The organism is Streptococcus sp. HMSC34B10 (genome assembly GCF_001839505.1).
In the GTDB taxonomy this organism is placed as follows: Bacteria; Bacillota; Bacilli; order Lactobacillales; family Streptococcaceae; genus Streptococcus; species Streptococcus peroris.
Genome location: NZ_KV841550.1, coordinates 14816 through 30432, shown reverse-complemented (window position 1 = coordinate 30432; position 15617 = coordinate 14816). Strand labels below are relative to the sequence as shown.

Below are 15617 nucleotides of genomic sequence, written 5' to 3'. Positions count from 1 at the left end.
TGTACGGGAGTAAAGATGAAGATTCATTTTGAGATAACCCCAGAATTTTCAGAAAAAGATCCTCACATTCTCATTCAGGCAGCTCAGTTAACTGACCAAGCTCGAGAAGTGATGGATTATTTAGAACAATTTTCAACTGTCAATCAGGTAGTGATTCCCATCCGAACAGATGACCAATTGGTTATGGTGAAGATTGAAGAGATTATCATGGCGGATATTGATAAAAATGTATTAACCATTTATACCGTTGATGGGCTTTATATGACTAAGGAAACCTTGATAAACTTTCAAAATCGGGTTAATCGCCGGAATTTCCTGCAGATATCCCGTCACGCCGTTATCAATATTGACCATTTAGAATCCTTATCGGATAGTTTTTCAGGAAATATGATGGCTAAGTTGACACGGGGCATAAAATCTAGTGTGAGTCGGAAATATGTCAAGTCCTTAATGGATTATTTAGGTTTATAGGAGAAAATGATGAAACGCTTGATAGCTTATTTTGTAACAGGTATGCGGACAGGCTCCTTCTTTTACTTGGGGTTGGTTTTGCTAGCTCATATTTTCCCTAGCATTATCTATCCAGCCTTTAATGTTAGGAATATTTTAGCCATTTTTTTGATGAGTGGTACCATGGGGATTTTGTCAGTCATGATTGAGGAACTAGAATTTCTAGCTTATAGCTTACGCGTGGTCTTGCATTTACTAGTGACAGCTGTCATTTTAGTTTTGACCTGCCTATTTTTTGGCTGGGGAGTCGCTTTGCTCAGCCCTGTCCATTGGCTTATCTTCTTGTTGATTTATGGCCTTATCTGGCTCTATCAGATTTGGCAAACCCACAAGCAAACCCAGAAGATTAACCAAGCTTTAAAAGATAAACGAAAGCATGTTGCAAGTTTAGAATTTTAAGCATTCCAGTAGATTGATTCTTGGTTTTAATTTTCACTAAATTGTGGTATAGTAACTCCAGAAATGAAAACAGTAAGGAGAAAGCTATGCCAGTAAATGAATACGGTCAGATGGTTGGGGAACCTGTAGACGACACACCTGGAGTTTTGCCTTCACTTGTACGGATAGAAGGACAGTATACGATTATCGAAGCTCTGTCAGTAGAAAAGCATGCAGAGGATTTGCTGGCTGTTTATGGTCCAGATACACCTCGGGAGATGTGGACCTATCTCTTTCAACCACCAGTAGAGAATCTCGAAGAATTAATCGTAGCTTTGAAGCAGATGCTTGAGCGCAAGGATCGCTTCTATTATGCGATTATTGATAAAGCGACTGGAAAGGCACTGGGGACTTTTTCTCTCATGCGTATTGACCCAGCCAATCGCGTCATTGAAGTTGGAGCAGTGACCTTTTCTCCGGCTCTCAAACAGACCAGGATGGGGACAGAAGCCCACTATTTGCTAGCTCGTTATGTCTTTGAAGAGCTTAACTATCGCCGTTATGAGTGGAAGTGCGATGCTCTCAATCTTCCATCTAGAAAAGCAGCAGAGCGTTTGGGCTTTATCTACGAGGGAACCTTCCGTCAAGCTGTCATCTATAAAGGTCGCACTAGAGATACGGATTGGATGTCTATGATCGATAAGGACTGGCCAAAGGTCAAAGCACGTTTTGAAGCGTGGTTAAAATCTGAGAATTTTGATGAAGAAGGCCATCAATTGAAATCTCTTAGAGAATGTTAGAAAGGTTTGCTATGATTAATATTACAAAAGAAACATCTGTTTCAATTGATGACGTTTTGCCCCTTTACCAGGCAGTTGGTTGGACAAACTATACCAATCAGCCACAGATGTTGGAGCAATCTTTGGCTCACTCGCTAGCGACTTATCTTGCCCGTGATGGTGAGGAAATCGTTGGTGTCGTTCGCTTGGTTGGAGATGGTTTTTCTTCGGTTTTTGTCCAGGATTTGATTGTTTTGCCTAGCTATCAGCGCCAAGGAATTGGTAGCGCCTTGATGGAAAAGGCTTTAGGGGATTTCAAAGATGCCTACCAAGTCCAATTAGCGACTGATCAGACAGAAAAAACCTTGGGTTTTTACCGTTCTCTGGGATTTGAAACCTTATCTACTTATGATTGTACAGGGATGATTTGGGTGAATCGAAAAAATTTAAAATAATTTTTTTCACTTAAGCTAACTTTAAGTATTCTTCTGTATCATGTAATCATTAAATAAAGACCTCCTAATACTCTTTGAAAATCTCACCAACCTTCGTTAGAGTCGACTTACCTAACTTTAGTTATGCTTGCGTCGCTCTGCCTAGTCTGATTTCGATTTTCATTGAGCAACCTTTATTTAATAAAAATCCTAAACTTTTCTTTTTCATAATAATCTCCCTAAAGAAGCCACCAAATTCGGTGGCTTTTTTGTTTGTAGGCTGGATTTTTGCTATAATAGGAGCATGAGTAGAATTTTAGATAATGACATCATGGGGGATGAGGAGTTGGTAGAACGTACCCTCCGTCCCCAATATTTACGTGAATATATCGGTCAGGACAAGGTCAAAGATCAGCTTCAAATCTTTATCGAAGCAGCAAAAATGCGTGATGAGGCGCTGGACCATGTTCTTTTGTTTGGTCCTCCAGGTCTCGGGAAAACAACCATGGCTTTTGTCATTGCCAATGAATTGGGAGTCAATCTTAAGCAGACGTCTGGTCCTGTCATCGAAAAAGCCGGTGATTTGGTAGCGATTTTGAATGACTTGGAGCCAGGAGATGTGCTTTTTATCGATGAGATTCATCGCTTGCCCATGTCGGTGGAAGAGGTACTTTACAGTGCCATGGAAGACTTCTACATTGACATCATGATTGGTGCGGGAGAAGCTAGTCGTAGCGTCCATTTAGACTTGCCTCCTTTTACCTTGATTGGTGCGACAACACGAGCAGGGATGCTCTCAAATCCTCTTCGTGCACGTTTTGGAATCACTGGTCACATGGAATACTATACCCATGACGACTTGACAGAGATTGTCGAGCGGACGGCAGATATCTTTGAGATGGAAATCACTCATGAAGCAGCTTCGGAGTTGGCTTTACGCAGTCGTGGGACTCCTCGTATCGCTAATCGTCTCCTTAAGCGCGTGCGCGACTTTGCGCAGATTATGGGCGATGGCTTGATTGATGATGTGATTACGGATAAGGCTTTGACTATGCTGGATGTAGACCATGAAGGTTTGGATTACATTGACCAAAAAATTCTCCGCACCATGATTGAGGTCTACGGTGGCGGTCCTGTCGGTCTAGGAACTCTTTCGGTTAATATCGCTGAAGAGCGTGAGACGGTAGAGGATATGTACGAACCTTACCTGATCCAGAAAGGCTTTATCATGCGAACTCGTTCAGGACGGGTCGCGACAGCCAAGGCTTATGAACATTTGGGGTATGAATATATTGAAAAATAAAGCTGAAATCTTAGACTCTTTCAGAGAAAATCAAGACATGATGGCTATTCTGACCATCATCCGTGACTTGGAGTTGAATGATTCCTGGTTGGCGGCTGGTTCGGTTCGAAATTTTATCTGGAATCTTTTGTCCGATAAACCAGACTTTGACCGTGATACGGATGTGGATGTGATTTTCTTTGATCCAGATGTCAGTTATGAAGAAACGTTAGCCATAGAGAGACAGTTAAAAAAGGACTTTCCCCAGTATCAGTGGGAGTTGAAAAATCAAGTCTATATGCATCAGCATAGTCCCCATACACCTCCGTATAGGAATTCCTGTGACGCTATGAGTAAATATCCCGAACGTTGTACGGCAGTAGGGCTTCGCTTGCAAGCTGACGCAACTTTAGAGCTCTTTGCGCCTTATGGTTTGGAGGATATTTTGGACTTTCAAGTTCGTCCGACTCCTCATTTTTTAGAAAATCAAGACCGAATGCAGCTTTATCAACAGCGTTTATCTAAGAAAAACTGGCGAGAAAAATGGAAAAATCTCACAGTTAAAAATACTTAAGGAAACTTTAAGATAGGAGCTGTATACTTATCTCATAAGTTAAGAAGAACTTAACTTATACTCCTAAAACTTTTTCATAATAATCTCCCTATAAAAAAATTAAGTCGCCCAATCAGGCGGCTTTTTTTTGTTCTTAGTTCAAGAAATTTCATGATATAATAGCCCTATGAGATTAGATAAATTTTTAGTAGCCTGTGCTGTTGGGAGTCGGACTGAGGTTAAAAACTTTCTCAAGGCTGGGCGCGTGACGGTCAATGGCAAGAAAGAAAAGTCTGCCAAGCTACAAATTGATGAAGAGACAGACGAGATTTGTTTTGACGGTAAAAAATTAGAGTACGAAGAGTTTGTCTACTACATGATGAACAAGCCCCAGGGGGTTATCTCAGCGACTGAAGATCCTAAACACAAGACTGTTTTGGATTTAATGGATGACTATGCATGTGCTAAGGAAGTTTTCCCAGTAGGGCGTTTGGATATCGATACGCATGGACTCTTGCTCTTGACCAATGATGGCAAACTGGCTCATGCTCTTCTTTCACCAAAACGTCATGTGGATAAGACCTATATGGCTCAAGTCAAGGGTATCATGACGGATGAAGACATTGAGACATTTGCCAAAGGTATCCCACTCAAGGACTTTACTTGTCAGCCTGCCAAGCTGGAGCTTGTGTCGATTGATACGGAAGAAAATAAAAGTCTAGTCCGCGTGACCATTGCAGAAGGGAAATTCCACCAGGTCAAACGGATGGTGGCCTACTGTGGCAAGGAAGTGGTGGACTTGCAGCGTGTGACCATGGGAACTTTGACCTTGGATGAGGAATTGAAACGTGGAGAATGGCGTCGTTTAAGCAAGGAAGAACTAGAAGGCTTGCTTGAGAGTGTCAGCTAGTGATAGTAGCACCATGAAATATTAGGAAAATGCGAGGAAAATATCCTTGCCTTTTTCAGTTTTTGGTTGCTTCCTTTGTGAAAAGAGTTATAATAGACTATAGAATATAAGGAGGGAATTATGAACGCAATTCAAAATTCATTTACGGATAAATTATTTGCTGATTACGAAGCAAATGTGAAGTATCAAGCTGTTGAAAATGCTGCTAGCCATAACGGTCTTTTTGCAGCACTTGAACGTCGTCAAAGCCATGTGGATAACACTCCTGTTTTCTCACTTGATTTGACTAAGGACAAAGTAACCAACCAGAAAGCTTCTGGTCGTTGCTGGATGTTTGCGGCTCTCAACACTTTCCGCCACAAACTCATCTCTCAATATAAATTGGAAAATTTTGAGTTATCTCAAGCCTATACTTTTTTCTGGGACAAGTATGAAAAATCAAACTGGTTCTTAGAACAAGTCATTGCAACTGCAGATCAAGATTTGACTAGTCGTAAGGTTAGCTTCCTTCTCCAAACACCTCAACAAGATGGTGGACAATGGGATATGGTAGTAGCTCTTTTTGAAAAATATGGTGTCGTACCTAAATCAGTGTATCCTGAATCTATCTCATCAAGCAGTAGTCGTGAGCTCAATGCAATCCTTAACAAATTGCTTCGTCAAGATGCACAAATCTTGCGTGACTTACTTGCTTCTGGTGCAGACCAAGCAGCAGTTCAAGCTAAGAAAGAAGAACTCTTACAAGAAATCTTTAACTTCCTTGCAATGTCACTAGGACTTCCACCACGTAAGTTTGATTTTGCTTATCGCGATAAGGATAACAACTACCAAAGCGAAAAAGGTATCACTCCACAAGAATTCTTCAAGAAGTATGTTGATCTACCAATTGGAGACTATGTTTCTGTTATCAACGCTCCAACTGCTGATAAACCTTATGGTAAATCTTACACAGTTGAGATGCTAGGAAATGTGGTTGGTAGTCGTGCTGTACGCTATATCAACGTTCCAATGGAACGTTTGAAAGAATTGGCCATCGCACAAATGCAGACAGGTGAAACTGTTTGGTTTGGTTCAGATGTTGGCCAACTCAGCAACCGTAAGGCTGGTATCCTTGCAACAGACGTTTATGATTTTGCATCAAGCATGGATATTCATTTGACTCAAGACAAGGCAGGACGTTTGGACTACAGTGAAAGCTTGATGACCCACGCTATGGTCTTGACTGGTGTCGACTTAGATGAAAATGGTAAATCCACTAAGTGGAAAGTTGAAAACTCATGGGGAGACAAGGTCGGCACAGATGGCTACTTTGTTGCCTCAGATGCATGGATGGACGAATACACTTACCAAATTGTTGTCCGCAAAGAATTGCTCACAGCAGAAGAACGAGCTGCCTATGAAGCAGAACCAACTGTATTAGCACCTTGGGATCCAATGGGAGCTTTAGCAGAATAATAGAAATAAAAAAGAATCAGGTGATAAACCTGATTCTTTTTTTGTTTGTAAATTCTCGCCAAGATTACATGATACCGAAGAAACGAGCTGCGATACCAACTACAAAGAGGGCAAGGATGATTGAGATTGGAGATACTTTTTTCTTAAGCAACCACATGCAAAGGAAAGTAAGGAGAAGTCCCATCAATCCAGGAATCAAGGAATTCAATTGTCCTTGAAGTGTTTGAGGTTGAACGCTATCTAAGCTCAAACCGCTAAGTGCTTGGCCGAGAATTCCCTTCAATTCTCCACCTGTAACAGGGCCTTCTGGGAAGTTGATGTAAGCACCTTCTGCCAATTGTTTACCTGGAAGATTGACAGTGAAGTTGATAGAAACCCAACGTTGTACAAGGACAGCCAAGATGAACATACCAAGGATAGAAGCACCTTTAGTGATGTCTTTCAAGATACCACCAGACATGTCTTTAGTGATTTCAGATCCAGCCTTGTAACCAAACTCTTGTGTATACCAAAGGAAAGACATACGGATGGCATTCCAACCAAAGAAGAAGAGAAGTGGTCCAACGATGTTACCAGTTGCTGCAAGTGATGCACCAAGGGCACCAAGGATAGGACGTACTGTAAACCAGAAGACTGGGTCACCGATACCAGCAAGAGGTCCCATCATACCGATTTTAACACCTTGGATAGCAGCGTCATCGATTTCAGTACCGTTTGCACGTTCTTCTTCAAGTGCAAGAGTAACCCCCATGATTGGAGCAGCTACATATGGGTGAGTGTTGAAGAACTCAAGGTGACGCTCAAGAGCAGCAGCTTGGTCTTCTTTTTTAGTGTACAGTTTCTTGATAGCTGGGATCAAAGAGTAAGCCCAACCTAAGTTTTGCATACGTTCGTAGTTCCAAGAACCTTGAAGGAATTGTGAACGCCACCAAACTTTTTGGCGATCTGATTTTGATAATTGAATTTTTTCAGCCATGATTGTTCCCCTTTCTAGTAGTCTTCTAGGATATCACCGATTGGATCGTTAGAAGTTGCAGCTCCTCCGCCACCGTTTCCACCTTGTTTAGAAAGGTTGAGGTAGATGAAGGCAAGGGCAACACCGATGACACCAAGGGCAATCAAAGTCAATTGAGAAATCGCTGCAAGAGCAAAACCGATAGCGAAGAATGGCCATACTTCACGAGTAGCCATCATGTTGATAACCAAAGCGTAACCAACGGCAACGACCATGGCACCACCGACAGCCATACCACCGTTCAACCAGTCTGGCATCAATTTAAGAGCATCTTGAACAGCAGAAGCTGGGATAGCAATAAGGAAGGCTGCAGGAATCGCGATACGAAGACCTTGAAGAACAAGGGCAAAGTAGTGAGCACGTTCAACAGCTGCAATGTTTCCTTCTTTAGCAGCAGCGTCAGCAGTGTGAACCAAACCAACTGAGATTGTACGAACAATCATAGTCAAGAAAAGTCCAGCTACGGCAAGAGGGATTGCAGTTGCAGTTGCGACTGCGATACCTTCAGTAGTAAAGTTACCACCTTTAATCATGATAATTGCAGCAGCAACAGAGGCAAGAGCAGCGTCAGGAGCAACGGCAGCTCCGATGTTTGCCCAACCAAGAGCGATCATTTGAAGTGATCCACCAAGCATAACCCCAGCTTCGAGGTTACCAGTTGCAAGACCGATGAGGGTACATGCGACGATTGGTTGATGGAATTGGAATTGGTCGAGGATACCTTCAAGACCTGCGAAGAAGGCAACAACTACAACCAAGATAGCAGAAATGAATGAAATATCTGACATGGTTTTATTCCTTTTCTATTTAATGAATTTATAGATGTTGAGTTAGATTATTGAACGTTTGCTTTTTCAATCAAGTCAAACAAATCTTTTTTCGTGTCATTTGGTACTTTACGTACGTCAAATTCAACACCGAGGTCACGCATTTTTTCAAATGTAGCAACGTCGTCCTTGTCCATTGACAATACGTTGTTGATCATTGTTTTACCAGTTGAGTGAGCCATTGAACCAACGTTCAGAGTCTTGATTGGCACACCGCCTTCGATAGCACGAAGAGCATCTTGAGGTGTTTCAAACAAGATAAGGGCGTGAGTGTTTCCAAAACGAGGATCTTTTGCAACCTCAATCAATTTTTTGATTGGAACAACGTTGGCCTTTACTCCGTTAGGAGCTGCTTGTTTGATCAATTCTTTACGAAGGTCGTCGTTTGCAACATTGTCTGAAGCAACGATGATACGGTCCGCTTTTGAGTCTGGAGTCCAAGCAGTTGCGACTTGTCCGTGAAGAAGACGTGTGTCAAGACGAGCAAGGTTGATTTTCAATTTACCGTCTCCGATAACAGTTCCTTCTGGAATAGCAGCTTGGGCAACTGGAGCAGCTGCAGCACCTGCAACTTCCTCAACTGGGTTTAACTCTTCTGGAAGAGCTTTGATGCCATCTTTGGCTTCTTTAATGATATTCGCAGCGACTTTATCCACACCAGCATTAGCGTCCATGAGACGTTCTGTATAGGTTTGGATTAACATCGGCAAGTTAAGTCCTGTGATGATGGCAAATTTGCGTTCAGGATTTTCTCCCATTACGCGACTAGCTTGGTTAAATGGAGATCCACTCCAAAGGTCCGCCAAGACTAGAACCTCATCTTCTGCGTCAAATGCCGCCACAGCATTGTTAAACTTAGCGTATAGATCATCTGGACCTTCATTTGGCATAAAGGTTACAACTTGAACCTTTTCTTGTTCACCAAAGATCATAGATCCTGACTGATGAATCCCCGCAGCAAATTCGCCATGGCTCGCAATAATGATTCCGATACTCATTATTGTCTTTCCTCCTTATAAAATGTTTGACTTGTAGTTTAAGAAAACTTTAAGACTTTTTAAGTATAAACCGTTTTCAATAAAAAATCAACTACTTATGATAAATCCTAAAAATATAAGAGAGAAATCGATTGTTAAAGATAATGATATATCAACATTTTTAGAAAGTCATTTTTAGGTCTAGTTCTCATAGAGTTTTTGGTATAATATAGAGAGCAATCGATGTTTTAGGAAGAGAATTTAGAGTGAGAGGTATGTATGTCCCCTTCTATTCAGTTATTAAAAAACCGCTATTTGAAAAATATCAAAGAAAATCCGGAGCTCTATATTGGCATTGAGTTGGAGTTCCCTATCGTACATACGAAAGGGGAATCTATAGATATTGAAGTCAGTAAGGACTTGATGCGATTTTTAGTGGATGCTCTTAGTCTAGAAGTTGAAAAAGAGGATCAGGATGGCAATCCGATTCAGCTTGTAGAACCGAAGAGTCAAGATCGGATTTTGTTTGAGGTTTCTTATACAACTCTTGAGTTTGCCTTTGGAAAAGCAGGAAGAATTCAGGATGTTGAAGAACGTTTTGATGCCTATATGAAGGTGATTCAGAAAAAACTAGGAGAAAAGAACCATACTATCCAGGGTTTGGGGATTCATCCACATTGGGATATTAATGACAATCGACCTGTAGCTTACCCACGCTACCAGATGCTGATGGCTTATCTGAATATGAGTAGTCAGGTAAGGATAGGATCTTTACATGCATTTCCTGAATATGGTGCTTTTATCTGTGGGAGTCAAGTTCAGTTGGATGTATCGACTGCTGACTACCTACGTGTCATTAATGCTTTCACTCAGATTGAAGCAGCAAAAGCTTACTTATTTGCCAATTCTGAGTTTTCGGGAGCAGACTGGGATACTCGGATTTCACGAGATATCTTTTGGGAAGAATCCATGCATGGAATTTATCCAGAGAATGTCGGTGTCAATGCAAAACTCTTCAAAGATGAGGATGATTTCTTTGATTATCTAGACCGCTCTGCGATTTTTACAGCAGAACGAGATGGGGAAACCTACTATTTTTCTCCAATTCGGGCTAGAGATTACCTAGCTACTGATAAAATTCCTGCCTATACTCTAAATGGAAAAGAAACTCTTCTGGTTCCTCAAGAGAAGGATTTCCAGACGCACCGTAGTTACCAATATCAAGACTTAACAACTCGAGGGACGATTGAATTCCGTAGTGTTTGTACGCAACCCCTAGACCGCACTTTTGCTTCGGCAGCCTTTCATCTAGGTTTGTTGGTAAATCTAGACAAGCTTGAAGCTTATCTAGAGACAGCTCCTTTCTTTGAGAACTTTGGCTGTGACTACAAGTCTTTGAGACGCCAGTTTTCTAAGAAACAACTCACAGATGAGGAAAAAGCTGGTGTTGTCCAGTTCTCCAAAGACTTGCTGGCTATAGCAGAGCAAGGGCTTGAGATGAGAGGTCAGAGAGAAATGACTTATTTAAAGTCTTTAAAAGAAGAATTGACTCTATAATTTTCTTATAAAGGGAGAATTTTCTGAAAAATCATGTTATAATGGATGAGACTATAGATAAAGGATAGAGATTTATGACATTAGTTTATCAATCGACGCGTGATGCGAAAAATACCGTAACAGCCAGTCAAGCAATTTTGCAAGGTTTGGCAACAGATGGAGGTTTGTTTACTCCGGTTAGTTATCCAAAGGTAGATTTGGATTTTGACACATTAAAAGACGCTTCTTACCAAGAAGTGGCCAAGCTTGTCTTATCAGCCTTCTTGGATGATTTTACAGCAGAAGAGTTGGACTACTGTATCAACAATGCCTATGACAGCAAGTTTGATACACCAGTTATTGCTCCTCTAGTCAAACTTGATGGCCAATACAACTTGGAACTCTTCCATGGTTCAACCATTGCCTTTAAAGACATGGCCTTGTCTATCTTGCCATACTTTATGACAACAGCTGCTAAGAAACATGGCTTGGAAAACAAGATTGTCATCTTGACAGCAACATCTGGAGACACTGGAAAAGCTGCCATGGCAGGCTTTGCAGATGTACCAGGTACTGAAATTATCGTCTTTTATCCAAAAGACGGTGTCAGCAAGGTGCAAGAATTGCAAATGACCACTCAGACTGGTGATAATACTCATGTCATCGCCATCGATGGAAACTTTGATGATGCCCAAACCAACGTGAAGCATATGTTCAACGATGTGGCTCTTCGTGAAAAATTAGCAGCTAACAAGCTGCAGTTCTCATCAGCCAACTCTATGAATATTGGCCGTTTGGTACCACAAATTGTCTATTATGTTTATGCCTACGCTCAGTTGGTCAAGTCTGGTGAGATTGTGGCTGGTGAAAAGGTTAACTTCACCGTACCGACAGGAAACTTCGGAAATATCTTGGCTGCCTTTTATGCTAAGCAAATCGGCTTACCAGTTGGCAAGTTTATCTGCGCTTCAAATGACAACAATGTCTTGACAGACTTCTTTAAAACTCATGTTTACGACAAGAAGCGTGAGTTTAAGGTCACCACTAGCCCATCTATGGATATTTTGGTCTCTTCAAACTTAGAACGTTTGATTTTCCACCTTTTGGGAAATGATGCGGTTAAGACAGCTGAACTCATGAATGCTTTGAATAACCAAGGTCAGTATGAATTGACAGATTTTGATGCAGAGATTCTTGACCTTTTTGCAGCTGAGTATGCGACTGAAGCAGAAACAGCAGCAGAAATCAAGCGTGTTTATGAAGTAGATACTTATATTGAGGACCCTCATACAGCAGTTGCTTCAGCCGTATATAAAAAATACCAAGCAGCGACAGGCGATGTGACTAAGACCGTGATTGCTTCAACGGCTAGTCCTTATAAATTCCCAGTAGTTGCAGTAGAAGCTGTAACTGGAAACTCAGGTCTTAGCGATTTTGAAGCCTTGGCTCAACTACATGAAATTTCAGGAGTAGCAGTGCCACCTGCAGTTGATGGCCTCGAAACAACTCCAGTTCGTCACAAGACAACTGTTGCAGCAACAGAGATGCAGGCTGCAGTAGAATCTTATCTAGGACTTTAAAGCAGAGGAAGTAAACTCGGTTGGGAAACTAACTGAGTTTCTTTTCATCAGGAGGAAGGATTGTTTAAGAAAAATAAAGGCATTCTCAACATAGCCCTGCCAGCCATGGGTGAAAATTTATTGCAGATGCTCATGGGGATGGTGGACAGCTATCTGGTGGCACATCTAGGTTTGATAGCCATTTCGGGTGTATCGGTAGCAGGCAATATTATCACCATTTACCAGGCAATTTTTATTGCCTTGGGAGCTGCGATTTCCAGCGCCATTTCAAAAAGTTTGGGACAGAAAGATCAGTCTAAACTAGCCTACCATGTGACAGAAGCGCTCAAGATTACTCTGCTGCTAAGTTTAGTTTTAGGAGCCTTGTCCATCATTGCGGGCCAAGAGATGATTGGCCTTTTAGGCACAGAAGAAGCTGTAGCTGAGAGTGGTGGACTATACCTTGCTTTAGTTGGCGGTACCATCCTTCTACTGGGGTTGATGACTAGTCTGGGTGCCTTGATTCGCGCCACTCATAATCCTCGCCTCCCTCTCTATGTGAGCCTCTTATCCAATGCCTTAAATATTCTTTTTTCAAGTGTTGCCATTTTTATCCTTGATATGGGGATAGCTGGAGTAGCTTGGGGAACCATTCTATCTCGTTTGGTCGGGGTTGTGATTTTATGGTCACAATTAAAACTTCCATTTACAAGACCAAGGTTTGGACTGGACAAAGACTTGCTAACCCTGGCTTTGCCAGCAGCGGGAGAGCGTCTTATGATGCGAGCCGGAGATGTGGTTATTATTGCCTTGGTTGTTTCTTTCGGAACTGAGGCCGTCGCTGGAAATGCTATCGGTGAAGTCTTGACGCAGTTTAACTATATGCCTGCCTTTGGTGTCGCTACGGCAACAGTTATGCAAGTGGCTCGAGCTGTTGGGGAGGATGATTGGGCAAAGGTAGACAAGCTCAGTAAGCAAACTTTTTGGCTATCCCTCTTTCTCATGTTGCCCTTAACGCTTACGATCTATGCTCTTGGGACACCACTAAGCTACCTCTACACCAGCGATCCTGTGGCTATCAAAGCCAGTGTTTTAGTGACGCTGTTCTCACTACTAGGAACTCCCATGACGACGGGAACAGTCATTTATACAGCTGTCTGGCAGGGTTTGGGAAATGCTCGACTCCCTTTTTATGCGACAAGTATCGGGATGTGGTGTATTCGGATAGGAACTGGTTACTTGATGGGAATTGTTCTTGGTTGGGGTTTGCCTGGGATCTGGGCAGGGACGCTTTTGGATAATGGTTTTCGTTGGATGTTCCTACGCTATCGTTACAAATCTTATATGACATTGAAAGGATAAAAAAATGAAAAAAAGAGCATTTATTTGGGATTTGGACGGGACATTATTGGATTCTTATGAGGCTATTTTAGCTGGTCTCGAAGAGACGTTTTCTCAGTTTAAAATTCCCTATGATAAGGAGAAAGTTCGTTCTTATATTTTAAAGTATTCAGTTCAAGACTTACTGCAAGAAGTGGCAGAGGAGAAAAATCTAGATTTGACTGAACTGAATCAAGCTCGGGCACAAAGTTTGGCAGAGAAGAATGCCCAGGTTGTTTTGATGCCCGGTGCGCGTGAAATCTTAGCTTGGGCGCATAAGGCAGGCATTCAGCAGTTTGTATACACGCATAAGGGGGAGAATGCTTTCGCAATTTTGGGTGATTTGGACTTGCTCCAGTATTTTACAGAAATTTTGACCAATCAAAGTGGTTTTGCAAGAAAACCAGACCCAGAGGCTGCCGTTTATTTACTAGAGAAGTATGATTTAGATCCTGAAGAGACCTATTATATAGGAGATAGAACTTTGGATATCGAATTTGCTCAGAATAGTGGCATTCAGAGTATCAATTTCCTTGAAAGTTCAGCTGTTTGCAATCGTCAAATCTCTCAGTTAGAGGATATTTCCTCTCTAGTTTTTTGAAAGTTTCATGAAAGGGAATATGTCAGATTTGTGACAAAATTCATACAAACTGTTTCAATTCATATGGTTTATTACAGAGTGTAGACAGTTTTATTAAATAGCCCACAAAGGGCTTTTTTTCTTTTTTCTTTATGTTATGATAGACAGGTACTACATTTGAAAAGGAGTTTGAATAGTATGAAGAAACGAATTATTTTAGCATCAACAGTAGCGCTATCGCTTGCCCCTACTTTGGCAACTCAAGCAAAAGAAGTAGCGTGGTCTCCACGTTCCGTTGAACAAATTCAAAATGATATTTCTAAAAGCGAAAATAAAACAAGTTATACCATCAAGTATGGAGATACTTTAAGTACGATTGCAGAGGCTTTGGGAGTAGACGTAAATGTCCTTGCTAACTTGAACAAGATTACGAATATTGACTTGATTTTCCCAGAAACTGTACTGACTACAACTGTTAACGAAAATGAAGAAGTAACAGAGGTTGAGGTTTATACACCTCAAGAAGTAGGTTCTGACGTAGCAACTGCAACAGCAGATTTGACAAACAACCAAGTCATTATTAATGACCAAACTGTACAAGTTGAAGATTTATCACAACCAGTTGAAACAACAGATTCACAAGTTGCCGAGGAAGTCGTAGCAGAAACTACAGTATCTACAGGGGAACCAGCAGTAGAAGCAACTACTGAGGTTGCAACACCAGCTGTAGCACCAGTAGCAGAGGCGACAACGGAAGCTGTAACAGAAACTACTGCACCAGTAACAGAAGCACCTGTAGCGGAAGAAACAACTACGACAGTAGCAGAGGTAAATGCAACAGAAGCGCCTGTTGCAGAAGTTGCACCAGAGCCCCAATCAGCTCCAGCAACTTATCAAGCTGAACCAAGCCAAGGTGCATCGACAACTTATACAGCACCAGCAGCACCTGATTATGCAAGTATTGCAGCTTCAAAATCAGAAAATGCAGGTCTCCAACCACAAACAGCCGCCTTTAAAGAAGAAGTAGCTAACTTGTTTGGTATCACATCATTTAGTGGATACCGTCCTGGAGATAGTGGAGACCACGGAAAAGGTCTTGCCATTGACTTTATGGTTCCAGTAAGTTCAGCTCTCGGTGATCAAATTGCGGATTATGCTATCCAAAACATGGCTAGCCGTGGTATCAGCTATATCATCTGGAAACAACGTTTCTACGCACCATTTGATAGCAAATACGGACCAGCCTACACATGGAATCCGATGCCAGATCGTGGTAGCGTCACAGAAAACCACTATGACCACGTTCACGTATCAATGAACTAAAAATTCATGAGAAGTTGGAAACTGGTTCAGTTCCCAACTTCTTTTTTGTGTATCGAACGCTCGGATTATGAAGATAAAGTGGAAATCTTTGCAGGGTATGATATCGAAACTGTTGTCAA

At 41.7% G+C, this 15617-nt stretch carries 16 protein-coding genes; 13 read left to right on the top strand and 3 right to left on the bottom strand.

Going from position 1 to position 15617, the window contains the following annotated elements; translation table 11 throughout:
* The first annotated feature begins 15 nt into the window (after window positions 1–15).
* The 8 genes from HMPREF3237_RS02780 to pepC all read left to right on the top strand — a co-directional run bounded on the left by HMPREF3237_RS02780 (window position 16) and on the right by pepC (window position 6301).
* Window positions 16–471: a LytTR family DNA-binding domain-containing protein gene (locus HMPREF3237_RS02780; protein WP_006146212.1), complete on the top strand. Its 456-nt coding sequence runs from the start codon at window positions 16–18 to the stop codon at window positions 469–471.
* 9 nt (window positions 472–480) lie between these two features.
* Entirely contained in the window at window positions 481–909 is a 429-nt protein-coding gene (locus HMPREF3237_RS02775; RefSeq protein WP_070888752.1) for a DUF3021 family protein, read from the top strand.
* Window positions 910–995: 86 nt separating this feature from the next.
* Window positions 996–1688 (top strand): GNAT family N-acetyltransferase, encoded by a 693-nt coding sequence (locus tag HMPREF3237_RS02770; RefSeq protein ID WP_070888751.1) that lies wholly within the window; start codon window positions 996–998, stop codon window positions 1686–1688.
* An 11-nt stretch (window positions 1689–1699) separates the two neighbouring features.
* Window positions 1700–2122 carry a GNAT family N-acetyltransferase gene (locus HMPREF3237_RS02765; protein ID WP_070888824.1) on the top strand — a complete coding sequence of 141 codons (423 nt, stop codon included), beginning with the start codon at window positions 1700–1702 and terminating at the stop codon, window positions 2120–2122.
* A gap of 283 nt (window positions 2123–2405) precedes the next feature.
* Window positions 2406–3404 carry a Holliday junction branch migration DNA helicase RuvB gene (gene ruvB, locus HMPREF3237_RS02760; RefSeq protein ID WP_070888750.1) on the top strand — a complete coding sequence of 333 codons (999 nt, stop codon included), beginning with the start codon at window positions 2406–2408 and terminating at the stop codon, window positions 3402–3404.
* Window positions 3385–3957: a nucleotidyltransferase family protein gene (locus tag HMPREF3237_RS02755; RefSeq protein WP_070888749.1), complete on the top strand. Its 573-nt coding sequence runs from the start codon at window positions 3385–3387 to the stop codon at window positions 3955–3957. Before ruvB ends, HMPREF3237_RS02755 begins: the two co-directional genes overlap by 20 nt.
* A 166-nt stretch (window positions 3958–4123) precedes the next feature.
* The gene (locus HMPREF3237_RS02750) at window positions 4124–4846 is read left to right on the top strand and encodes a pseudouridine synthase (protein WP_070888748.1); all 723 of its coding nucleotides are present in this window, start codon (window positions 4124–4126) and stop codon (window positions 4844–4846) included.
* Between the two features lie 120 nt (window positions 4847–4966).
* Entirely contained in the window at window positions 4967–6301 is a 1335-nt protein-coding gene (gene pepC / locus HMPREF3237_RS02745; protein ID WP_070888747.1) for an aminopeptidase C, read from the top strand.
* Between the two features lie 64 nt (window positions 6302–6365).
* Here the strand turns inward: pepC and HMPREF3237_RS02740 are convergent, their stop codons facing one another.
* The 3 genes from HMPREF3237_RS02740 to HMPREF3237_RS02730 are packed head-to-tail and all read right to left on the bottom strand — an operon-like array spanning window position 6366 to window position 9141.
* Window positions 6366–7277, bottom strand: coding sequence for a PTS system mannose/fructose/sorbose family transporter subunit IID (locus tag HMPREF3237_RS02740; RefSeq protein ID WP_006146230.1), 912 nt, complete (start codon window positions 7275–7277; stop codon window positions 6366–6368).
* Between the two features lie 14 nt (window positions 7278–7291).
* Window positions 7292–8104 (bottom strand): PTS mannose/fructose/sorbose transporter subunit IIC, encoded by an 813-nt coding sequence (locus HMPREF3237_RS02735; RefSeq protein WP_070888746.1) that lies wholly within the window; start codon window positions 8102–8104, stop codon window positions 7292–7294.
* A gap of 47 nt (window positions 8105–8151) precedes the next feature.
* Window positions 8152–9141, bottom strand: a complete 990-nt coding sequence (locus tag HMPREF3237_RS02730; protein ID WP_006146232.1) for a PTS sugar transporter subunit IIB — start codon at window positions 9139–9141, stop codon at window positions 8152–8154.
* Between the two features lie 258 nt (window positions 9142–9399).
* On the opposite strand from HMPREF3237_RS02730, the gene HMPREF3237_RS02725 reads away from it, so the two are divergent.
* The 5 genes from HMPREF3237_RS02725 (at window position 9400) to HMPREF3237_RS02705 (ending at window position 15498) form a co-directional block, all read left to right on the top strand.
* Window positions 9400–10677 carry a glutamate-cysteine ligase family protein gene (locus HMPREF3237_RS02725; protein ID WP_070888745.1) on the top strand — a complete coding sequence of 426 codons (1278 nt, stop codon included), beginning with the start codon at window positions 9400–9402 and terminating at the stop codon, window positions 10675–10677.
* 74 nt (window positions 10678–10751) lie between these two features.
* Complete coding sequence (thrC, locus tag HMPREF3237_RS02720; protein ID WP_070888744.1) at window positions 10752–12236, top strand: threonine synthase; 1485 nt, start codon at window positions 10752–10754, stop codon at window positions 12234–12236.
* Between the two features lie 60 nt (window positions 12237–12296).
* Window positions 12297–13577, top strand: a complete 1281-nt coding sequence (locus tag HMPREF3237_RS02715; protein ID WP_070888743.1) for an MATE family efflux transporter — start codon at window positions 12297–12299, stop codon at window positions 13575–13577.
* Window positions 13578–13581: 4 nt separating this feature from the next.
* On the top strand, window positions 13582–14196 hold the full coding sequence (locus HMPREF3237_RS02710) for an HAD-IA family hydrolase (RefSeq protein WP_006146236.1): 615 nt from the start codon (window positions 13582–13584) through the stop codon (window positions 14194–14196).
* A gap of 177 nt (window positions 14197–14373) precedes the next feature.
* Window positions 14374–15498 carry a LysM peptidoglycan-binding domain-containing protein gene (locus HMPREF3237_RS02705; RefSeq protein WP_006146237.1) on the top strand — a complete coding sequence of 375 codons (1125 nt, stop codon included), beginning with the start codon at window positions 14374–14376 and terminating at the stop codon, window positions 15496–15498.
* The last annotated feature ends 119 nt before the right edge of the window (window positions 15499–15617 follow it).

Bases quoted from the DNA above. Each gene is read 5' to 3' on its own strand.
- HMPREF3237_RS02780 (WP_006146212.1), top strand. From the start codon at position 16: ATGAAGATTCATTTTGAGATAACCCCAGAATTTTCAGAAAAAGATCCT.
- HMPREF3237_RS02775 (WP_070888752.1), top strand. From the start codon at position 481: ATGAAACGCTTGATAGCTTATTTTGTAACAGGTATGCGGACAGGCTCC.
- HMPREF3237_RS02770 (WP_070888751.1), top strand. From the start codon at position 996: ATGCCAGTAAATGAATACGGTCAGATGGTTGGGGAACCTGTAGACGAC.
- HMPREF3237_RS02765 (WP_070888824.1), top strand. From the start codon at position 1,700: ATGATTAATATTACAAAAGAAACATCTGTTTCAATTGATGACGTTTTG.
- ruvB (WP_070888750.1), top strand. From the start codon at position 2,406: ATGAGTAGAATTTTAGATAATGACATCATGGGGGATGAGGAGTTGGTA.
- HMPREF3237_RS02755 (WP_070888749.1), top strand. From the start codon at position 3,385: ATGAATATATTGAAAAATAAAGCTGAAATCTTAGACTCTTTCAGAGAA.
- HMPREF3237_RS02750 (WP_070888748.1), top strand. From the start codon at position 4,124: ATGAGATTAGATAAATTTTTAGTAGCCTGTGCTGTTGGGAGTCGGACT.
- pepC (WP_070888747.1), top strand. From the start codon at position 4,967: ATGAACGCAATTCAAAATTCATTTACGGATAAATTATTTGCTGATTAC.
- HMPREF3237_RS02740 (WP_006146230.1), bottom strand. From the start codon at position 7,277: ATGGCTGAAAAAATTCAATTATCAAAATCAGATCGCCAAAAAGTTTGG.
- HMPREF3237_RS02735 (WP_070888746.1), bottom strand. From the start codon at position 8,104: ATGTCAGATATTTCATTCATTTCTGCTATCTTGGTTGTAGTTGTTGCC.
- HMPREF3237_RS02730 (WP_006146232.1), bottom strand. From the start codon at position 9,141: ATGAGTATCGGAATCATTATTGCGAGCCATGGCGAATTTGCTGCGGGG.
- HMPREF3237_RS02725 (WP_070888745.1), top strand. From the start codon at position 9,400: ATGTCCCCTTCTATTCAGTTATTAAAAAACCGCTATTTGAAAAATATC.
- thrC (WP_070888744.1), top strand. From the start codon at position 10,752: ATGACATTAGTTTATCAATCGACGCGTGATGCGAAAAATACCGTAACA.
- HMPREF3237_RS02710 (WP_006146236.1), top strand. From the start codon at position 13,582: ATGAAAAAAAGAGCATTTATTTGGGATTTGGACGGGACATTATTGGAT.
- HMPREF3237_RS02705 (WP_006146237.1), top strand. From the start codon at position 14,374: ATGAAGAAACGAATTATTTTAGCATCAACAGTAGCGCTATCGCTTGCC.